Below are 20,283 nucleotides of genomic sequence, written 5' to 3'. Positions count from 1 at the left end.
GTTAGCGATCAGGCTTATTAATAACGTCGGCCAAGCCCGTCCCATGTCGCATCAAACGGAACTGTCATGCCTATCGAAACTTCCCGCGAGACAATGCGTGATTTGGTCATGTTCGTAACAGTTGCGCGGGAGCTCAGCTTCACGCGCGCCGCAGCGCATCTTGGACTGTCTCAAACAGCCGTGAGCTACACCATAAAGGCGCTGGAGGAACGTTTAGGAGTCAGGCTGCTGACGCGCACAACCCGTAGCGTCAGCTTGACGGAGGCCGGTGAACGATTGCTCGAAACAACCGGCGCACATCTCGATGGGATCGACACGGCGTTAGCGGGTCTGAGCACTTTGCGAGATAAACCCGCAGGCATGGTGAGGATAGCCGCCTCAGATCATGCGGCCGACACCATTTTGAGACCCGTACTCGAACGCATCCTGCCTCACTATCCAGACGTATCTGCCGAGATCGTCATCGACAACGCGATGACCGACATCGCGGCCGAGCGTTGTGATGCGGGGATCCGGCTTGGCGAACATCTCGCAGATGGCATGGTCGCTGCCAAGGTCGGACCGGATATCCGTATGGCGGTCGTTGCCACCCCCGAGTATTTTTCCCGACGCGGCCACCCGACAGTGCCAGGAGACCTCACGGATCATAGCTGCCTGGCGCTTAGACTACAGACACACGGCGGCATTTACTCCTGGGAGTTCGAAAAGGACGACCAGATTGTAAACATCCGTCCCACGGGACAGATCGTCAGCAATCTTCCGGCGCAGATCGTAAGCTACTGTCTTTCGGGAATGGGCGTCGCCTGCATGCCGGAAAGCTACTTTGTCGAGTTTCTCGCGAATGGACGACTCGAGAGGGTTTTGGACGAGTGGTGTGCACCTTTTGGCGGATATCACATCTACTACCCCAGCCGCCGCCAGCAGACCCAAGCATTCAGCCTGATCCTGAGCGAAATGCGAAAAGCGTCCGCGGCAACGCATGAGTAGCGCCATCAACGGCCAGCTCATCACCGGAAGTGGCTGTTCGCGGTGCCTGCGGCTGTGCCGCCGTTCGCAGCGGTCTGACCAGAACTATTCAGCCAGTTCTTGTCGGTCGCGCCACGTAAAGTTCGAGGTCCGTTTTGCGATTAGCCATTTTCCATCGCGACGAACATATTCGTCGTGATAGGTCACGCCGCTGGTATTCCTGATCTTTTTTCCCGCGTCATCAGCAATCAGCACAACGAGGCAGTAAGCGGTTCCGGTCGCGGTATCGCCAGTCAGCTCCACCGTCTGCTGTCCGTTGATGTGATAGACCGTCTCGAAGTTGGCAAGGTAGCCTCCGAAGGCATCACCGATCTCCTTGCGGCCCTTGAACGATGAACCCGGCTGACCGTCGGATACGCTGGAAACTGTCGCGTCCTCGGTGAACAACAGAACCTGTGAGGAGACATCCTTGGTGTCGGCCAGATTGGAGAACGTGTCGACGAGGGTCTTTAAAGCTGCCCTGTCTTCAAGTGTCTGCAGTCTCTGTTCAGTGGTAAGAGTGGTCATCGTCTGTGCCTGTATTTGCAGAGGGAAGAGAAACAGCACCAGAGAAAATCCCGCCAGCAGATAGCGGCTCGGTGTCTTGCGTCGTGGCTGCCAGTGAGCAAGGGGTGCGGTCAAAGTGGTCTCCATCGATTTCATCGCCAACGTCCCTCATGCGGAAGTTCTCGGTGGGATGCGTCAGTCGGTTTGCGGCTCCGTGTCCAACCATGCCGATACGGATTCCAGGGTTCGTTTCTCCTGGTCGGCTTCAAGTGAGAACCCGGGACGCACGTTCGCCTTCCGTGCATGGGATTCGACGACGCTGATGCCGTTGCCCAAACCGTAGCCGCCATGGGTCACGAACGGGACCAGTCCCTTGCCGGCCAAGTCGTGCGCCATTAGAAATGATCGGATCACCGGCGGTGCCGTCATTCCCCAGATCGGGAACCCGAGAAAGATCGTATCATAGGACTGAATATCCGCCACGAACTGCATCAGCGGCGGCAGATACCCGGCTTTGGTTTCGGCCGCGGCCTGGTCGACGGTGGTCTGGTAGTCCTCAGGATAGGGCGTAGCTGTTTTGATCTCGAACAGGGTGGCACTAAGGGCGCGCCTGATCTGGTTGGCGATGACCCGCGTGTTGCCGGTCCGGGAGAAATAGGCCACCAACACCCGGGGCTCCGGCGCTGCGGACGCCGGCACCCGGGAAAGGGCGATGCCTGCTGCGGTCAGCGATATCGCCTTTAAGAGCGTGCGCTTCGGCATTTGACGATCCATGTTCGGCTCCTCATCAGGCATCATACTTGTAAAGGGCCGCTCGGTTGAACGGGTCGATCTTGAGATCGGCGACTTCACGCCGGGCCTCGCCACGCCAGTCGCTGGCCGCGATGCAGCGAGCATTGATCAGCATCGACGCCCGTGTGGTCGCGTCATAGGGCTTCCACTCCGGCATGCGATCGTTGTTGGGATCGCCGGTTCGCGCGAAGCTCACGAATGCCGACATCATGTTCATCGCCGTTTCCATGGCATGATCGCCCGACCCGGTCATCTCTCCGGCTTCGTTCACCGTGCCGAAGGCAAAAGGAATATCGACCGCATGCGGGGAGCCGAGCACGCCGCCGCCCCACGGGATCGTCCAGGTGAAATTGTACATGTAGACCGGGGCTTGGCCAGCCGCACCCGACTTCATTTCGGCTGCTGCGGTAAGCGGTCGGCGGAACTGTACATCGGATGCAACGGCCACCAGGACATCGGATGGCGTCATGTCAGGCGCATCCTTGCGATAGGCGGCCAGGATAGCGTCAATCTTGGTATCCTCGATCTTGAACACTGAGCGCATACGGCTCCGCATCTGTTCATCGGTGAGCTTGAAATTGCGCATGTCGTTCTGGAAAAACAGGCTGGCTTCTGTCTTGGTGCTGCCCAGCAGCAGCGGCACACCGGCGTGCATCGCCAGGCCCTCCGGCGTCATCGGCCGGGTGACGATGTGCTTGCCATCGATCACCGGCCGGGCACCCTCGAAGGAAGCGGCCACGGCACGATTACGGGCATCCAGCACGGTCTGCATAGGAATCTTTTGCGCAGCCACCAGGTTCTTGGGGTCAACGCCGAGCTCCTTGATGAACGCGTCGACGTAAGGCTCCATGTCCGCCGCAGGATCCACATTCAGGCCAGCGGCGCCGCTCATGCTGATGGCACGATGAAACAGTCCTTTCGCCTTCGGCATCGCCAAGAGGGTCATGATCTTGGAGCCGCCGCCAGACTGGCCAAAGACGGTTACGCTGCCCGGATCACCTCCGAATGCGGTGATGTTATCGCGCACCCATTCCAGGGCCGCGACGATATCGAGGTTGCCGGCATTGGCGGCATCGCCGAAGTTGACGGGATCGAGATGCGAAAGGTTGGTATAGCCGAAGGCGTTGAGGCGATGGTTGATCGTCACCACGACCACATCGCCATAGCGAGCCAGATTGCTGCCATCGAGACCGGCGCCACCGCCGCCGCCGTTGATGTAGCCGCCACCATGGATATAGAACATCACCGGGCGCTTGGCATCGGTTTTCAGGTCGGGCGTGAAAACGTTGAGGACGCAGCAATCCTCGCCGAGCGGTTCGTTCTGGTTATACCACTGGAAGATTTCGCCGCTCATGCCGGTGTTGATCTGCGGGCTGAGTGAGCCGTATCTGGTGGCATCGCGCTCACCGGTCCAGTCGGCGACAGGCTGCGGCGCCTTGAAGCGATTTGCACCCGCTGTGGAAGCGGCGTAAGGGACGCCTTTGAAGCTGACAGCGCCGTGGCCCTGGGCGCCGCGCAGGACGCCATTCCTGATCTTCACCGTAATCGGTTGTGCTGCCATTGCCGTAGTTCCTCGCAAAACCATTGGAGCAGCAATGCCGATGGCTGCCGTGGCAAGGAACTGGCGTCTGTTCGGGCGTCCGGCTGTCATCACGTCTCTCCAAGAAAATGAACATCAAGCTTTAAGATAAAGCCTCTTGCATCCATCGATAAGATGGGGAATTGCTCTAGGCCCTATTAGGAAAACTTATTGATGGTTTCCAAAAGCTATAATGATCTCGCCGTGTTCGTCGCCGTGGCGCGGGCGCAAAGCTTCACCAAAGCGGCCGTCCAGCTGGGAGTTTCACAGTCGGCGCTGAGCCAGACCGTCAAGAACCTCGAAACTCGGCTAGGCTTGCGACTGCTGGCACGGACATCACGAAACATCTCGGCTACGGAAGCTGGCGAGCGCCTGCTTGCATCCGTGGGATCGCTCTTTGACGACATCGACGCCGAACTTGAGGCCCTGACCCATTTGCGCGAGCGCCCGGCGGGCCGTATTGCCATCACCACCAGCCAGCATGCTGCCGACGCGGTGCTTTGGCCAGTATTGACCAAGTTCATTGCTGATTATCCTGACGTCACCGTTGAGGTCAGCGTGGATTCGACCTTGGTCGATCTGGTGGCCGAACGTTTCGATGCTGGTGTTCGGTTGGGCGAGCAGGTCGAAAAGGACATGATCGCCGTGCGCATCGGCCCTGACCTGCGCATGGCTGTGGTCGGCTCCCCGGCCTATTTCGCAAGCCACGGAGAACCGGAAGTTCCCGAAGACCTGACGCAGCACAAGTGCATCAACATCCGCATGCCGACATCGAAGGGCATCCATCCCTGGGAGTTCGAGAAAAACGGACGGAGCATGAATGTCAGGGTGACTGGACAGGTCATCGTCAACAGCTCGCTGCGGACCAACGCGGCGCTTGATGGACTTGGCCTGGCCTACATGCTCGAGGACTATGTGCAGCCTTACCTCGCCGACGGACGGCTGGTTCGGGTCCTCGCTGACTGGTGCCCGCCGTTTCCAGGGTACCATCTTTACTACCCAAGCCGGCGCCAGCATGCCCCCGCGTTCGCGCTCCTGTTGGAGGCATTGCGATATCGATCGTAATTCTTCGCCTTAAAAGGGCTTGAACCCTCGACCATTCAACTCATCCAACCGCTCGGCCCGGCATACAACGAGCGCATGTTCGTCAAGATGCAAACGCAATAGAAAGTAGTCTTAGGTTGCGCTCGAGGGCGCAAGACCTTCATTTGAGCCGATGCATACGCGGTTTCGACCCTGCTGTTTTGCGGCATAAAGCGCTGCGTCAGCCGCAGCCAGGATCATTTCGCGCGATATTCCTGGACCGACGGCGCAGGACACGAGGCCGATGCTCACACTCTGGGGTGGGGGACAGTTCCCCTTCCCGGCCATGCCTGCAAGTTGCGCAGCATGCCGCGCCCTTTCCGCGACGACAGATGCCCTCGATAAATCGGAATCCGGCAAGATCGCCACGAATTCTTCACCGCCGTATCGAGCAAGGATGCCGCTCTGCGAGATGACCTCGTTGAGCACCGTGGATAACACCTGCAAACACCGGTCACCTGCCTGATGTCCGTAGGTGTCGTTGAAGCGCTTGAAGTGATCGACATCGATCATCATCAAGGAGATCGACGTCTGGTGTCTGTGCGCGTTCATGAGCATCTCATCAAACGCCGCATCGAATTTACGCCTGTTCGCCAGTCCGGTCAGCGGATCCTCGAAAGCACTTTCAGCAAGTCTCTCGTTTGCAACGCGGAGGAGGTCGTTCTTGACGGTAAGTTGTTCAAGCAAACGCTCGTTCATCTCCTCCGCACGCAGTTGTCGCATTCGGTTGCCCACCATCTGGACGATAAATGAGGATAGAAAGCAGTAGTACAGGATGCATGCTGGGATAATGATGTAGTTTCCATCCAGATATGCAGCGATAGCCATCAGTCCCAGAACAAGAGCGATGTTGATGAATGCCGTTCCCGGCATCATGAACGCCCTTCCAGCCGCGCCTTGCACTATCGCGCATGCCACACCAACAGTAATCGTCTGGGTGGCAGCCGACGCCCCGTAAAGCAGCACTGCGCCGGAAACACCCCATCCGAGCCCGCACATGAGTGAGCCAAATACGAACAGGGATACCCATCGCTGGTGCACAGGGACGGTAGCATGCTTGCAGTAAAGGTATTCGAGAACGACCCGCAGAAACAGGCACGCTGCGGCCACGATCGTCGCCAGGACGCCCGCCCACACCGCTCCTGACCAAGCGGCGCTGAGGCCTGCGAGAGCGATGCCGCACGTTGCAACCACATGTGGCTTGCTACTATAAAGCTCCCGGAGTGTAGCCTCGACTTGCGCTGGCGAGGCTATCTCGGAGCCCGCCAAGATAAATGGATTTAACATTCCACGGAGGCGCATCGCATTTTTCCAGATCAGTCGATGCTTTACCTACAGCATCCGTAAGATCTTTATCAGTTCCTCGTAAAATATCCCTTTCATCCCGATTAGATTCCGAGTTACCGATTGCTCGCGTATCGGCATACGGATTACCTAAGCAATCCACCATCGAACATCGTGCGCCAAGCCATTTCCGTCATCGACGTTGGAGCCCTTGGAACCTTCGTCACTTCGGCTTGAACCAGTCCTAACCATTTTCCTTGCCGAGGATTGGCTGGCGCTATTCGCTTTTACGAGTAGCGCCAGCGCCTCAGCTTGTGCCAATAGCCAATGTCGAAGCCCCTCATTCCCAAACTAGGCAGGGCTCAAGCCCGGGCAAAATCCCGCATCAGCCGAGCATTTCGCGCACGTTCTTAATGGATTGTGCCATTGATCACCATCTTCGAGACGAAGGCTTTCATGAGATCCGGATCGAAATGGCCGGTGGAGCGCATCATCGTTTCGATGGCCTCCGCTTGTGACCAAGCCCGCTTGTACGGTCGGACCGAGGTCAGTGCGTCGTAGACGTCGCAGATTGCCGCAATGCGTGCAACGTGTGGAATTGCCGAGCCGGCCAGCCGATGCGGATAGCCGGTCCCATCGAATTTCTCATGGTGGTAAAGGCAAATATCGAGAACAGGCCGGGGCATGCCAGCGATACGTTTCGCCATCTCGTAGCCTCGTTCCGGATGAGTTCGAATGAGATCCATCTCTTCGACTGTCAGCTTTCCGGGTTTACGCAACAATGCGATTGGCAGCATCATTTTGCCGAGATCGTGAATCAGGCCGCCTAAACCGAGAACCCGCACCGCTTCCTCGCTTAGCCCGAGGTTTCGTCCGAAAGTGACCATGAGGGCACTGACCGCCAGCGAATGCAGGAATGTTCCCTCGTCCTTCTTCTTGAGTTTGGCCACAGCAATCATCGCGCCAGCATTGGTCATTGCTGCCAGCATGATCCTCTCGACAGCTTTGTCCGCCGCGTCCAGATAAAGCGCCCCCCGAAGGCGAGCCTCGACGAGAACATCGCTCACACTGCGTCGGGCATCCTGAATGGCTTCTTGTGCGTGCCAGATTTGCCGCCCGCTGAACTTTGAGGCAAGAGTAGACTCAAAATCGATCAGATCAAGCTGGACTTCGTTGTGATCGGAATCAACGTCCAACCCTTTCTGCGTATTTATAACGACACTGATCGCGTGACTGTTCATCATAAGGTCGACGTCGAAGGGAGACGCAACAGGCCCAAGATGCGGAAGCGAAAGAACCGCTCCCTCAAGCTCCTCAACATACATCCCGACGCGAACCTGATGCAGCCGTATCCTCTTCTTCATCCTTGCCCCCAAGGTTCCCTATCGAGATAGGAGCACAGTCATTCGAATATGTTACCAAACTCCGAATGCCGCAGTGCAACAAAAAGCGGGTATGTCACGCGGGCGTCAGTTGGAGCTTGTTTGCCAAGGGTGGTCTCGTCCGGTGGTCCCACATCAATGCAGAGACATTGCGTTCGGTGTCTCGGACCGTCCAACATGCCTTACTTATGGACTGGATGGACGCTGGCCCGGCGGTCAATCCCAGCGAACTCATCCGTGAACAGCTTCGAACGCTGCCCGGAAAATGTGGCTTGCTAGCGCGGTCGATACCTAGGCTGCGGCTAGCATTTCCCTCATGGTCGCGATGACGCGGCCGTGGTCGTACGGTTTGCTAAAAAACTTGCCCTCAACCGGTAAAAGCTCATCGCTCAATTGACGATGGCCAGAAGCCACGATGATCTTGACAGGCGGCCACCTGTCACGCACTGCAGCAGCCAGCTTCAGGCCGTCCATGCTGCCCGGCATATCGATATCGGTGAACATCAAGCGGATTTCCGGATGGGTGTTGAGAATGTCGATGGCGTCGTCTGCATTTGAGGCCTCGAGCACAATGAACCCCTCGTCCTCGAGCGACATAACCATATCCAATCTTACAAGCGCCTCGTCTTCAACGACAACGACAGTGATCCCCTTTTGCGTCATCCCTCAAACTCTCCGCAGTTGACGCTTCACATGTGTCTTTTCGACTATGCGAACCTGATGAACGCGCATGACGACAGATTGATCCGAGGAGAACTATTTTATCTTTCAGCAAGTTACAGCCGAAGGTTATTTCAATCCATGATTGAGGATATGCGCGATCTATTTTTGCGCCGACATGCGCGACAGAGACCCGCTCACTGACAAGCGAAAGCCGCCTGGAGCGAAGATGATTTCCGGAACCGTGCCGAATAACGATCCCAGCGCGGAGCGCACATAGCGCGTACCATAACCCTGCCGCGTCGGTTCTTGGACAGCCGGTCCCCCGACCTCCGTCCAGCTCAGAGAGAGTTCTGAACTGCCGTTTGCGGCAACAGACCACAAGAGGTCAACATGCCCGTCCGGATGCGAAAGCGCGCCATACTTTATGGCGTTCGTGATCAGCTCGTGCAGGCACAGCGCGATCGCTGTGCCTGCGTCCCGGCTAACAACGATATCCGGCCCGCTGACATTGATGCGACTAGCGCCGGCGCTATTGTAGGGAGAAACCGTCAGATCAATGGCGGCTGAAAGCGAAACCTCCGCGCCACCGGCCTCGAAGACAGCACTATGGACGTTGGACAGCGCCTGCAGCCGACCGGCAAAATCGCTTGCCAAGCCCTCAACGGACGTGGCGCCGCGCCGGGTCATCTGGAAGATCGACGTAACACTCGCCAGGATATTCTTGACCCGGTGATTGAGCTCTAGACGCAGTTCTCGCTCCCGCTCGATGGAATCCCGGACCTGGCGTTGGCGCAGCCGCACCAACAGGTTCGACTGAATGCCGTTTACAAGCTCCAATGGCGCGATCGGACGCGTGTAAAACAAAAGACGCGAGCCCGGCCATGAAGTCAGCAATTGGTTGCGGATCCGTTCAATCGGCGCTGTCCGCTCCAAAAGGATGATAATCGGGACTTCCGACCAGTCGGGCTGCTCCGCGAGATGCGTGGTAATTCGTACGATAACCTGTGGGTTGAGGGCCTCGTGGGTTATTACGATGATGCCTGGAGATAAAGCCAGATGCTCGACCAGATCTCCGTCCGCTTTGGCGGCCTTGACATCGATCTTCTGCTCTCGAAGGAAAGCTGCGACGTAATCTGCGTCCTTGCGAAACGGAGCAAGGACGAGCACCCAGTCCAGCTCGCTATCGACCGGGAAATCATTCATTTCGGGTCCGGGAGAGGATTGTAAGCGACGACGCTGACGCCTCCGCTTTCTATGATCAGCTCACGGATATTGAGATCGTGGGGACCGTGACGCTTCTTGACCACGGTGATGTTTCGGCGAAGGCGCCCTTCGTGCTCCATGATGCGCAGCAGGAGTACGGTATCACCAAGGAAACTCACATCCACATCGATGCCGACATTTTGGCCGATCAATCCATGCTGAGCAACAATCAGCATCGTCAGGACACCTGAGCGGGCGAGGTACTTAAGCAGCGACTGGATGTCGCGAACCGCCTTTTCGCGGTGCGGCAAGGAGTTCAGGTAGCCTGTCAGACTGTCGATGACCACGACCCGTGACTTGTTTTGCGTGACGGCGTCCTGAACAATCTGGCCGAACTCGCCAGGGGAGATTTCGTTGGGATTGAAATCTCGCAGGATGAGCTTGCCATCCTTGTGGAACTGCCTGAGTTCCATGCCCAAGCCTTCAGAACGACGGAAGAAGGTTTCCAACCGCTCCTCGAACAGGAAGAGCGCCACGCTCTCACCCCGTTCGAGAGCCGCAGTGGCATAGAGGGACGACATGGTCGATTTACCAGTACCTGACTGTCCAATGACCAGCGTCGTGGTCCCGGCCTCCTGGCCACCGCCGAACATCTCGTCGAGCTCGGCGACACCGGACTTGATCAACTGCGGCTTGGCCGTCTCTACGGCGGCGCTGGACATGATACGCGGAAAAACGACGACCCCCTGCCCCTCGCGGATCGCCATATCGTGATAACCATCAGCGATCGGCATGCCGCGCATCTTGGAGACTTCTATTCGGCGACGCACGCCACCATATTCCTCCAGCGACTTGTCGAACCGGATAACGCCGTGTGCCAGCCCCTCGACCTCCTCGCCGCTACGGTCATAGCCGGGGGTCTGGGTATCGAGCAACAGCGCGACGACGTTCCGCTTCGCAAGGAAAGATTTGAAGCCGATCAGTTCTCGGCGAAAGCGTGGACTATCACCTGTAATCAGCCGGATTTCGAGGAGGGAATCATAGACGAGGCGGCGAGGCTTGTGCTCCTCGATCGCGGCTTCTATGGCCTTTCGCGTCTCATCCAGCCGCAGATCCGCGGTCAGGAATATACTCTGGTCGTCTGCCTCGTTCACCGTGCCTGAGGTTGACAGCTCTTCGACCCGGATACCATCAAGCGTCCAGCCGTGCGACACCGCGATGGCCTCGAGCTCTGCAGCCGTTTGAGACAGCGTCACATAGATGCAGCTCTCCCCAGCCTCGACACCGGCGCGCAAAAACTGCAGTGCGGCCGTGGTCTTGCCCGATCCCGGCGCACCCTGAAGCATGTAAAGATTTGATGCAGGGAGGCCTCCGCGCAGGATTTCGTTCAATCCGGCGATTCCGGTGCTAACGACAGTGGATTTCTTCTGTGTGGGCATGTTCGTCTTCCGTAAAATGCGCGGCGCATATTGAAATCGATGGCGCCCATCATTCAGGGAAGAGCCACTTTGATCTTATATTTGCCTTTCAAAAAACTTCAATGTGGCCATGGCTTATGCAACATGCCCTTTGCATTTTGATGAAACCGGTCACGATCGGGGGATGTGGGTTTCGCAAGGATTGAAGGGAAGTCTTCACTGGTCAGTACAGTAGAAAACTAAACGTTGACGTCCCAATCTCAAATGCCTATAAGCTGAGCTATCGATTTTTTCTTGCCGAGCTTTGGTTACCACGCGACTGGCACCGCGTTTTGAACGAACCCTCCCTTTAAAACGATCGTTATCATCATCCGCAATGCTTTGCGTTGCGGTCGTCTCTATTGCTATGAAAGGGTTCATCATGACCACAGGCACAGTTAAATGGTTCAATTCCACCAAGGGCTTCGGCTTTATCCAGCCTGACAACGGCGGCGCTGACGCCTTCGTGCACATTTCTGCCGTCGAGCGCGCCGGAATGCGCGAAATCGTCGAAGGCCAGAAGATCGGTTTCGACCTCGAGCGCGACAACAAGTCGGGCAAGATGTCCGCCTGCAATCTGCAGGCTGTATAATCGGTAGCTGCTTTCCTTTGACCACGGATGTACTGGCACTGTCGAAAGCAACTACCAATCGAGGTCAGGCAGATTGCCTGGCCTTTTTTTGTGCCTGACGCCAAGGCACACGCCTGCGGCGAGACGGGCCAGACATCACGAGAGATCCGATGAGCGATAAAACCAGTGAACTTCAGGCGATCAACACCGCGTGGCAAATTGCGATCCAGGAAATTCTGAGAATGGTCGTTCGCGACCTCTACAGATCCGGCGACGAAGCTTCGTTTCACGCTCATATCAAGCGGATCGAAGAGGCTGCCGTCGACAGTATCTACACCGGGCTGATGTTGCGGGGAACTGACGAGTGGACCGAGGTTCTCGTCAAAGAGAAGGCGAGCAATTTCGTCACAAGCCTCCTGACATCGTTCACATACGATCGGGTCTAAAGCGTCGTAGCGCCCGCGAATAACCTCGGCGGCCTGTTTTTTCTGTCTGACAAGAATATTGCGCGTGCCACCGCCATTGTTTTCGGACGAGGGGTGTTGAGCGATGTGGTCCGCGAGCCGAGTGTTCTCCGTCTTACCCATGGCTTGAGCCTAATCCAATCCCCGATCTGTCACCCGGACGGTCTGTTGCGCTAACACCATGTAGCAAATAGGCTTTACGCTCGAAACTGCCGAAAATTTTCACCGCGATATGCGTTGACTTGCTGATCGGAAGCTCTCAAATAAATGGAGGGCGAGAGGGCTTTCAATGCACAATCACGATCCGGCCACCCCCGATCACGGTTCGATGGCTGACATTATTCGGAACTACGACTGGGCAAGCACCAGTCTCGGACCGATGTCGTCGTGGCCGCCCCAATTGAAGTGTGCGGTTGACATCGTAATTCCGTCGGGTGCGCAGATCGTGATGTTTTGCGGGGATGACTTCACCGCCATTTATAATGACGCCTACGCCCCATCGATCGGGAACAAGCACCCGAGAGCCTTAGGGAGGCCGGCGAAAGAAAACTGGGCTGAACTTTGGGACGACCTGGAACCGCTTTTGCTGAAAGTTCGGGAAGGCGGCGAAACAATCGTTGCCAGGGATAGGCCCTTTTATATCGAGCGGCATGGCGTACCGGAGACAGTCTACTTCGATATTTCCTATTCACCGGTTTCCGACGAACACGGTCAGGTGCTCGCCGTGCTTTGCATCGTCAATGAAACGACGGAACAGGTTGGCTACGAGGCAAAACTCAAACGCCTGGCGTCGATCATCGCCTCGTCGGACGATGCAATTCTCGGCATCGACCTCGCCATGACCGTTACAGAATGGAACAGTGGTGCTGAGAAGATCTATGGTTTTTCGGCCGACGAAATTGTCGGCCAGTCGGTCACCCTTCTCGTTCCAGATGACCGTATCGACGAGGAGGCTCGCATCATCGCCCGCATCAAGGCGGGAGAACGGGTGGAAACCCATGAGACCGTCAGGCGTCATCGCAGCGGACGGCTACTGGACGTGTCTTTGACTGTCTCACCAATCTATGACGCAGATGGTAGGATCGTCGGGGCTTCAAAGATCGCCCGCGATATCACAGCCAGAAAAGAAGCTGAGCGTGTTCAGGATCTCCTGATTGGCGAACTGAACCATCGTGTGAAGAACGTTCTTGCGACGGTGGCCGCGATCGCCCGTCAGACTTTTGCCGGCGTGCCGGGCATCGAACCAGCAAGGACAGCCTTTGACGCCCGCTTGCAAAGCCTGGCAAGAGCGCACGACCTGCTGACGAGAGGAAGATGGGAAGCCGCCAGCCTTCGCAAGGCGGTTGCCGAGGCGCTGTCTCCCTATCCGCCCGAACAGTTCGAGATCAGCGGGCCCGATATCGACGTCTCGCCCAAGGCTGTGGTCGCCCTTACGCTGATATTGCACGAGCTTGCCACGAATGCCGCAAAATACGGTGCCCTGGGAGTGAATTCCGGAAAAGTGACAGTGTCATGGGACATTTTGGCCAATAAAGCGCAACTCACTCTGTCGTGGAAAGAAACCGGGGGGCCACAAGTCAAACCGCCGAGCCGTAAAGGCTTCGGATCCCGGTTGATCGAAGCCCTGTCATCTGGTCATCTTCGGGGTCACGCGGATCTCAACTACGATGTTTTTGGCGTACACTGCAGGATCGCCGCACCGCTCGACACGGAATGGAGCGACCACGACCATATTCATGAGCGGATCTGACGAAACGGCAGCTGCACCGTCAGGATCGTCGCAATCGCCTGATGCGCTCGACAAGCTGCTGTGGATGGTACGGGTGGTCCAGCGGACCATCTTCACAAAGGTCGCCGGCGATCTTGGCGGTTCGCTCGGCCGAGTGTGTCACCACCACCTTGAGATCCGGTCGGATTTCCCTGGCTTTTGCAGAAAGCTGGAATCCGGACGCATCCCGCAAAGCCATGTCTGTCACCAAAATCTCGATATCTTGATGGGAGAGAGCAGTGATTGCCTCTGCGGCATCAGTCGCTTCAATGACCCGGTATCCGCAGTCTCTGAGATACTGACCAACGGTCGAGCGCTGTAGAGGATCGGCGTCGACGAGGAGGATCGTTTCGGATGCTGGTTCGTCAGTCATCGATGTTGCCCGCCAGCGGAGATAAAGCGCTTACGAGGTCCAAAACAGGTTTTTGCAGAAACAAGTCAAACAGATGCCGGTCATCATCGGTGGGTCGATGCTGGCCAGACATAACGGCAACCTTGATGTGACGATAGGACCGCTTCACCATCCTTGCCAGGTCCAGGCCTGTGTAGGCACCGGGCATATGAACATCGGTCAGCACCATTTCAAACTGTTGGTCGCGCGCCAGAACGGCAAGGGCATCGCCCGCCGTTCCCGTTTCTACGACCTCCCAGCCTTGCTCACGAAGCGTATCTGCGATGTCCAAGCGGATAAGGATTTCATCTTCGGCGATCAACACTCGTCGCCTTGATACCGCAGCTTGAGCGAGGTTCCATTTGTCTGCCGAAATCACTATCGCCCCTCTTACCCGCGAACGTTTTGCGGCTATACAATGCAATGCGCAAGGTCCGAAATTGTTCCCCTGCCGCTTTAATAGATCATCGCAAAGCAGCGACGTAAGATTTCAGAATTATAGTGCCCATCTACCGAATTTTATGGAGGGGCCCGAATTCACCTATGTCAAATACCAGCTCTTTGCCACGGCCTGCGCAGGTCTCTGCGTATCCCGAAAGTGGACGCTTGCACTGAGACGACCGCTACCTTCGACGGAGGCAGAATGCCGCCGAGCCAACGCGAAACCGGTCCGGCTCGACGGCAGAACTGCTGACCGGCACACAATATAGATCCGGGAAGGTGATAATGAGCGGGAATTCTTATCAAAGCGTTGAAAAGGTTTTCCGTGATCTGAACCCGGCGGCGCGGCCGACTGCCGAAGCGATGTTACAGCCGAGGTGAGCGTTGTAACTACGTCTTCGCTAAATTTTTAACCATTTATGTTCATGCTTTACAAGATCTAGCACCCTCCCCCGTGTTGTTCGGAAACGCGGGCACCGGAGAGGCGCGTGCAGTCACTGAACCTAGGGGGCGTACAGGATGTTCGGCAGTTCCAACATATCGCGGATGCAGACGAAGTCGCTGAAATCGATCACGGCCAACATCATGATTGCCGACGCGGGTCTCAACATCCGCTACATGAACGATGCGGTCATGGAGCTTCTTAAAGAGGCTGAGGCGGATCTCAAGAAAGAGCTGCCTCGCTTCGACTTTGCCAAGCTTGTCGGGAGCAACATCGACATCTTTCACAAGAACCCGTCTCACCAGCGCAACATGCTGGCTGCCCTGAAGACGCAGCACAGGGCAACGATCTGGGTGGGTCACCGCGCTTTTGACCTGATCGTGACGCCTCTGCTCGAAGGACAGAAGACAACCGGATTTGTCGTTGAATGGGCCAATGCAAAGGAAAGGCTGCAGAATCTGGACTTCGCAGGCCAGATGGTGGCGATCAGCCGTGTTCAGGGCATCATCGAGTTCACCACCGAAGGTGAGATCGTCACGGCCAACGACAACTTCCTCAAGGCGATCGATTATCGACTGGACGAGATCAAGGGCCGTAGCCACAGTATGCTGGTTGATCCAGATTACGCGAAATCTCCTGAGTACAAGCAATTCTGGGACGCGTTACGCCGAGGCGAATTTCAGGCAGCCGAATTCACCCGCTATGGCAAGAACGGCAAGGTGGTCGTCATCAATGCCTCGTACAATCCGATCCTGGACGCCAAGGGCAAGGTCACCAAAGTCGTGAAGTTCGCAACCGATGTGACCGAGCGGGTTCATGCCGTCAATACCATTGGTGAAGCACTGACCAAGATTGCCCAAGGAGATCTATCGTTCAACATCGACCAGCCGTTTGCGCCGGATTTCGAAGGACTTCGGCGCACGATGAACGAGGCGCTGAGCCAGATGCGCAATACGCTCGGCGCTGTGGCACACTCGACTGATCAGATTGACACGGGAACCCGCGAGATCAGCCAGAGCGCGGAGGATCTTTCCAGGCGAACGGAACAGCAGGCGGCGTCCCTTGAGGAAACCGCTGCGGCGCTTGATGAGATCACCGTCAATGTCAGCAATGCTGCCAAGCGCGCGGATGAGGCCCGTCATGCCGCGGCCACCGCAAGCGATAACGCGGAGCGCTCCGGCAAGGTGGTCGCCAATGCGGTTGGCGCGATGTCTCGCATCGAGAATTCATCGAACCAGATCTCGAACATCATCGGTGTCATCGATGAGATCGCTTTCCAAACGAACCTGCTCGCACTCAACGCAGGCGTTGAAGCGGCCCGCGCCGGCGAGGCCGGCAAGGGTTTTGCCGTCGTGGCACAGGAAGTGCGTGAGCTTGCGCAGCGATCCGCTCAAGCCGCAAAGGAAATCAAGGAGCTTATCCGCAACTCGAGTGACGAGGTCAGCACAGGCGTGAAGCTCGTCAGCGAGACTGGCGAGGCCTTGCGCACGATCCAGCAGAACATCGTCTCCGTGAATGAGCACATGGAAGCGATTACCAGTTCGGCAAAGGAACAGGCGACGGGCCTGTCCGAAGTCAATTCCGCCGTCAATCAAATGGATCAGGTGACGCAGCAGAACGCCGCGATGGTGGAAGAGACCAATGCCGCCAGCGCGACGCTCGCTCAGGAGACGGCGAAGCTGCGTGAGCTAATCCAGGGCTTCCAGCTTGGTGCCGATGCCCCAAGCCTCGCAACGCGCCAAATTGCGGTGGCAAATGCAAGCCATAGGCCCGTGGCATCGCCGGCCCGCCGGATGATGGCCAAGGTGGCGGCCGGATCATCGGGCGGCTGGGACGAGTTTTGAGTTCGAAGCGAAGGTGCGAACTCCGTCCGGTTTCGACGGATGATAGGCGGACGTGGGTTGGTCGAACATTCCAATGCCCGACCGGTCGATACCCACGCCACCCTCTATGACTGATATCGCCGATCGAGTTCGATAAGGGCTGACTGGATCTCGTTGATCTGGACAGCCTCTGGCGTTCCGGGCAATTGCCGAAGCGCCGGCTTCGACTCAACCACATAGAAATCGGAAGCCCAGGCGGCGAGGATCGTCCGTTTATCATCGATCGACAGGGATGGCGCTTTCACGACATCGATTGGCCGTCGAAGCTGCATTCCTCGCATCAGAACTGTCGGCCCCATTGCCACTGCAGTGCCGACCACCTGCTGCAACCTGATGTCTCTCATGAGACCACCTCACTGCACGTGGGGACCGCTGCCGCCCCGCATGCGAGAAGCCGGGATCGCGGGCGTATCAGGGGCAAGAATCTCATGCTTTTCCGCGAAGGCTGCGAACAGGCCGCGCGCGGTCTCCGCTTCGATTTCGCCGCGAAGCGCCGCCTGGCATGCTTTCAGGGCGATGGTGTGTACCTCGTCCCTGGACGAGGCCGGCCACTCGACAAGGTGCCGGTAGGCGTCCATGACGCTATGAACTTCCGCAGGGAAGCCCAGGCCGACGAGAATGGTGACAGGCTTTGCGAACATATCGGGTTTCATTGCTCTCTCCTTCCCAACCCGGAATGTTGACGGGCGCCGTAGCAGCGGCGCCCCGATTTAGCGGATTATGTAGATATCAAGCCGCCTTTTGCGCCTCGATCTGCGCTGGAGCGACCGAGGTCAAAGCGGGTGTGCTCTGGATCGTGATCTTGCGCGGCTTCAAGGCCTCAGGGATCTCACGGACAAGCTCGATCGACAGGAGACCGTTGTTCAGATCCGCTCCGTTCACGCGGACATGTTCGGCAAGTTCGAAGCGGTGTTCGAACGGACGCCCGGCAATGCCGCGATGCAGGTATCCATCCGTTGAGGTCTCCTGCTTCTTGCCGGTGACCGTCAGCAGATTGGACTGGAAACTGATATCGAGGTCGTCCTGGGCAAAGCCCGCCACCGCGATCGAGATCCGGTAGCTGTCATCGCCGGTCTTGACGATGTCATAGGGCGGCCAGTCGCTGATCGAGCGGGCGCGCTGGGCATTTTCCAAAAGATTGAACACCCGATCGAAGCCGACGCTCGAGCGGTAGAGAGGTGCGTAATCATAAGATGTTGCCATAGCCATATCCTCCTTGAAGCAACATGGATACGGGATGCTACACGTAGCGCTCCCGGCGATGCCAGCCCTTTATCAGCGGCTGGCGGCGATCGATTTGGTTTTGCCGAATTTCGGATTCAAGATCTGAGACAGAAAAAATTGCACCCTTTTCGACGCCGTACGACCGCTTCGGCATTCTATCCGCGCTGCAAGGTCAAAGTGGCGTTTTTACCGCTCGCTCGCTATTGGCGCCGTGAATGCATGATCTCCAGGTACCGATGAGAAGAGCCCTCCCATCTACGACATAGCGATCGCCTTGGGCCAGGCGCTCCATGATTGCTGCGAAGCATGGGAATTCAATCCGCCGGGGGCCTCGGTTTAATGGACGGACCGACTGAAGACACGATGGGGATAGGCAGCTTTGAATTGCGATATCATGGCGCAGGCCTGCTGCAGGACACGCTCGGCCGCCTCCGGATTATCACGTGCAAGTTCGTCTGCATTGACCCGTATTGCGTTTGCCATATTCGCAGACATCACGGCAAAGCGCCCTTCGCCATAGACGAGCGCCTCCTGTGAGGCGGTCTCAAGCCAGCGGGCGAAATCCACCATGATCTCCTCCCTTACCGGGACGCTCGCACTCTTGATGATTTTGATGTTCTCTTCCATTCGGGTCTCACTCCATACACACGTGGTCAAGCGACCGGGCTCATCAAGCCCCGATCGCCGGGTGAGCTAGGAAGTGGAAAAATAAAATTCAAGGTTCATTGCAGCTTGAATTCACCGTCGACGCGCCGCCATTCGTTGGGCCCGATCAGGCGCTGATGGCTGTAGCGAACCGAATGCAGCGGCCCATCCAGAGACGACTGCCAGAAATCGAGGAATTTGCGCATTTCTGGGAAATCTGGCGCAAGGTCGTAATCCTGCCAGACATAGCTCTGCAGGACGGTTTCGAAATCGGGAATACGATAGAGGATATGCGCTGTGGTAAGGCCATAACCGTTGAGCTGCCGCTCAAGATCCGACGAAAACTGCATGCTTCATCTCCTTTTCATGACAGGCAGAAGGATGACGCAAGTGTGCTGCGGCATCAATCTTTTTTCAACTCGCCACCTCGATTATCGTTCCTTTACAGCATGTTAGCAGCCATCACCCGAGAGTGCCAATTTTTCCTGTCCACCCTCTTGAAATCAGAAAATCTCGAAAATAAATGTTTCGCGCGAAACGCTCAAAGAGGCTTCGCACCCGTCCGGGCCGGTCATCCGGTTTCGGCGCGGGGGATCAACGTCATCTTGTTTGTCCATGGAGGAAAACATGTCGTTTAGACCGCTGCATGATCGCATTCTCGTACGCCGGGTCGACTCTGAGGAGAAGACCAAAGGCGGGATTATCATCCCTGATACCGCCAAGGAAAAGCCGCAGGAAGGCGAAGTCATCGCCGTCGGCTCCGGCACCCGGAACGAAGCTGGCCAGATCCAGGCGCTCGACGTCAAGGCCGGCAATCGCATCCTGTTTGGCAAATGGTCCGGCACCGAGATCAAGATCAACGGTGAAGACCTGCTGATCATGAAGGAAAGTGACGTCATGGGTATCATCGAAGCCCAGGCCGAACAGAAGCAGGCTGCCTAGGTACGCCCGCTCATCAGTCAAAAAGCTGCCTATTGAAGGAGTGAACAAATGGCTGCGAAAGAAGTCAAATTCAACACCGATGCCCGCGAACGCATGCTGCGTGGGGTCGACGTTCTGGCGAATGCCGTGAAAGTCACGCTTGGCCCGAAGGGCCGCAACGTCGTCATCGACAAGTCGTTCGGCGCGCCACGCATCACCAAGGACGGCGTTTCGGTTGCCAAGGAAATCGAACTGGAAGACAAGTTCGAAAACATGGGCGCGCAGATGCTGCGCGAAGTGGCATCGAAGACCAATGATCTCGCCGGCGACGGGACCACCACGGCAACTGTCCTCGCACAGGCCATCGTCAAGGAAGGCGCCAAGGCGGTTGCGTCGGGCATGAACCCGATGGACCTGAAGCGCGGCATCGATATCGCCGTGGATGCAGTCGTTAAAGAGCTGAAAGGCAACGCCCGCAAGATCACCAGTAATTCGGAGATTGCCCAGGTCGGTACCATCTCGGCCAATGGCGACGAGGAGATCGGCAAGTATCTGGCCGAAGCGATGGAGAAGGTCGG

The 20,283-nt window shown here is 57.0% G+C and carries 23 protein-coding genes; 8 read left to right on the top strand and 15 right to left on the bottom strand.

Features of this window, described 5'->3' with window-relative positions; translation table 11 throughout:
* Nucleotides 1-66: 66 nt before the first annotated feature.
* Nucleotides 67-987: a LysR family transcriptional regulator gene (locus tag JZX87_RS26115; protein ID WP_206828814.1), complete on the top strand. Its 921-nt coding sequence runs from the start codon at nt 67-69 to the stop codon at nt 985-987.
* A gap of 84 nt (nt 988-1,071) precedes the next feature.
* Here JZX87_RS26115 and JZX87_RS26110 read toward each other — a convergent pair whose 3' ends face one another.
* The 3 genes from JZX87_RS26110 to JZX87_RS26100 are packed head-to-tail and all read right to left on the bottom strand — an operon-like array spanning nt 1,072 to nt 3,955.
* Nucleotides 1,072-1,647 (bottom strand): nuclear transport factor 2 family protein, encoded by a 576-nt coding sequence (locus JZX87_RS26110; RefSeq protein ID WP_286195082.1) that lies wholly within the window; start codon nt 1,645-1,647, stop codon nt 1,072-1,074.
* A gap of 60 nt (nt 1,648-1,707) precedes the next feature.
* Nucleotides 1,708-2,286 carry a flavodoxin gene (locus JZX87_RS26105; RefSeq protein WP_286195081.1) on the bottom strand — a complete coding sequence of 193 codons (579 nt, stop codon included), beginning with the start codon at nt 2,284-2,286 and terminating at the stop codon, nt 1,708-1,710.
* A gap of 13 nt (nt 2,287-2,299) precedes the next feature.
* Nucleotides 2,300-3,955 carry a carboxylesterase/lipase family protein gene (locus JZX87_RS26100; RefSeq protein WP_286195080.1) on the bottom strand — a complete coding sequence of 552 codons (1,656 nt, stop codon included), beginning with the start codon at nt 3,953-3,955 and terminating at the stop codon, nt 2,300-2,302.
* A 102-nt stretch (nt 3,956-4,057) separates the two neighbouring features.
* Between JZX87_RS26100 and JZX87_RS26095 the strand changes: the two genes are divergently transcribed.
* A complete protein-coding gene (locus tag JZX87_RS26095) occupies nt 4,058-4,948 on the top strand; it encodes a LysR family transcriptional regulator (RefSeq protein WP_206828812.1) in 891 nt (296 codons plus the stop codon).
* 111 nt (nt 4,949-5,059) lie between these two features.
* On the opposite strand, the gene JZX87_RS26090 is transcribed toward JZX87_RS26095, so the two are convergent.
* From JZX87_RS26090 to JZX87_RS26070, 5 genes are all read right to left on the bottom strand, one after another.
* On the bottom strand, nt 5,060-5,842 hold the full coding sequence (locus tag JZX87_RS26090) for a GGDEF domain-containing protein (RefSeq protein WP_206828811.1): 783 nt from the start codon (nt 5,840-5,842) through the stop codon (nt 5,060-5,062).
* 818 nt (nt 5,843-6,660) lie between these two features.
* Entirely contained in the window at nt 6,661-7,614 is a 954-nt protein-coding gene (locus JZX87_RS26085; RefSeq protein WP_206828810.1) for an HD-GYP domain-containing protein, read from the bottom strand.
* Between the two features lie 309 nt (nt 7,615-7,923).
* The gene (locus JZX87_RS26080; protein ID WP_206828809.1) at nt 7,924-8,295 is read right to left on the bottom strand and encodes a response regulator; all 372 of its coding nucleotides are present in this window, start codon (nt 8,293-8,295) and stop codon (nt 7,924-7,926) included.
* A gap of 159 nt (nt 8,296-8,454) precedes the next feature.
* Nucleotides 8,455-9,498 (bottom strand): sensor histidine kinase, encoded by a 1,044-nt coding sequence (locus JZX87_RS26075; protein WP_206828808.1) that lies wholly within the window; start codon nt 9,496-9,498, stop codon nt 8,455-8,457.
* Nucleotides 9,495-10,937: a DUF7125 family protein gene (locus JZX87_RS26070; protein ID WP_206828807.1), complete on the bottom strand. Its 1,443-nt coding sequence runs from the start codon at nt 10,935-10,937 to the stop codon at nt 9,495-9,497. The genes JZX87_RS26075 and JZX87_RS26070 overlap by 4 nt, the downstream gene beginning before the upstream one ends.
* Before the next feature lie 400 nt (nt 10,938-11,337).
* On the opposite strand from JZX87_RS26070, the gene JZX87_RS26065 reads away from it, so the two are divergent.
* The 3 genes from JZX87_RS26065 to JZX87_RS26055 all read left to right on the top strand — a co-directional run bounded on the left by JZX87_RS26065 (nt 11,338) and on the right by JZX87_RS26055 (nt 13,740).
* Nucleotides 11,338-11,547, top strand: a complete 210-nt coding sequence (locus tag JZX87_RS26065) for a cold-shock protein (protein WP_027687039.1) — start codon at nt 11,338-11,340, stop codon at nt 11,545-11,547.
* Nucleotides 11,548-11,696: 149 nt separating this feature from the next.
* Nucleotides 11,697-11,972, top strand: coding sequence for a hypothetical protein (locus JZX87_RS26060; RefSeq protein ID WP_206828806.1), 276 nt, complete (start codon nt 11,697-11,699; stop codon nt 11,970-11,972).
* Between the two features lie 307 nt (nt 11,973-12,279).
* Nucleotides 12,280-13,740, top strand: coding sequence for a sensor histidine kinase (locus JZX87_RS26055; protein ID WP_206828805.1), 1,461 nt, complete (start codon nt 12,280-12,282; stop codon nt 13,738-13,740).
* Between the two features lie 19 nt (nt 13,741-13,759).
* On the opposite strand, the gene JZX87_RS26050 is transcribed toward JZX87_RS26055, so the two are convergent.
* On the bottom strand, nt 13,760-14,131 hold the full coding sequence (locus JZX87_RS26050) for a response regulator (RefSeq protein ID WP_206828804.1): 372 nt from the start codon (nt 14,129-14,131) through the stop codon (nt 13,760-13,762).
* Nucleotides 14,124-14,474 carry a response regulator gene (locus tag JZX87_RS26045; protein ID WP_353654263.1) on the bottom strand — a complete coding sequence of 117 codons (351 nt, stop codon included), beginning with the start codon at nt 14,472-14,474 and terminating at the stop codon, nt 14,124-14,126. The genes JZX87_RS26050 and JZX87_RS26045 overlap by 8 nt, the downstream gene beginning before the upstream one ends.
* A 635-nt stretch (nt 14,475-15,109) precedes the next feature.
* Here JZX87_RS26045 and JZX87_RS26040 point away from each other — a divergent pair.
* Complete coding sequence (locus JZX87_RS26040; protein WP_206828803.1) at nt 15,110-16,876, top strand: methyl-accepting chemotaxis protein; 1,767 nt, start codon at nt 15,110-15,112, stop codon at nt 16,874-16,876.
* A gap of 104 nt (nt 16,877-16,980) precedes the next feature.
* Here JZX87_RS26040 and JZX87_RS26035 read toward each other — a convergent pair whose 3' ends face one another.
* From JZX87_RS26035 to JZX87_RS26015, 5 genes are all read right to left on the bottom strand, one after another.
* The gene (locus tag JZX87_RS26035) at nt 16,981-17,259 is read right to left on the bottom strand and encodes a hypothetical protein (RefSeq protein ID WP_206828802.1); all 279 of its coding nucleotides are present in this window, start codon (nt 17,257-17,259) and stop codon (nt 16,981-16,983) included.
* A 9-nt stretch (nt 17,260-17,268) separates the two neighbouring features.
* The gene (locus JZX87_RS26030) at nt 17,269-17,568 is read right to left on the bottom strand and encodes a DUF982 domain-containing protein (RefSeq protein WP_153353338.1); all 300 of its coding nucleotides are present in this window, start codon (nt 17,566-17,568) and stop codon (nt 17,269-17,271) included.
* A 76-nt stretch (nt 17,569-17,644) separates the two neighbouring features.
* Entirely contained in the window at nt 17,645-18,118 is a 474-nt protein-coding gene (locus JZX87_RS26025) for an Hsp20 family protein (protein ID WP_206828801.1), read from the bottom strand.
* A 357-nt stretch (nt 18,119-18,475) separates the two neighbouring features.
* On the bottom strand, nt 18,476-18,766 hold the full coding sequence (locus JZX87_RS26020) for a hypothetical protein (RefSeq protein ID WP_153353336.1): 291 nt from the start codon (nt 18,764-18,766) through the stop codon (nt 18,476-18,478).
* Between the two features lie 95 nt (nt 18,767-18,861).
* A complete protein-coding gene (locus tag JZX87_RS26015) occupies nt 18,862-19,134 on the bottom strand; it encodes an usg protein (RefSeq protein WP_153353335.1) in 273 nt (90 codons plus the stop codon).
* Between the two features lie 277 nt (nt 19,135-19,411).
* Between JZX87_RS26015 and groES the strand changes: the two genes are divergently transcribed.
* Both groES and JZX87_RS26005 read left to right on the top strand, forming a co-directional pair.
* Nucleotides 19,412-19,726 carry a co-chaperone GroES gene (gene groES / locus JZX87_RS26010; protein ID WP_153353334.1) on the top strand — a complete coding sequence of 105 codons (315 nt, stop codon included), beginning with the start codon at nt 19,412-19,414 and terminating at the stop codon, nt 19,724-19,726.
* A 48-nt stretch (nt 19,727-19,774) separates the two neighbouring features.
* On the top strand, nt 19,775-20,283 hold a 509-nt coding region (locus tag JZX87_RS26005; protein ID WP_286195078.1), incomplete at its 3' end, for a TCP-1/cpn60 chaperonin family protein.

It is taken from the genome of Agrobacterium sp. Ap1 (genome assembly GCF_017313375.1).
Taxonomy (GTDB): Bacteria; Pseudomonadota; Alphaproteobacteria; order Rhizobiales; family Rhizobiaceae; genus Neorhizobium; species Neorhizobium cellulosilyticum.
Note: the sequence above shows the minus strand (reverse complement) of the source record. Positions and strands in the feature narration are given on the sequence as shown.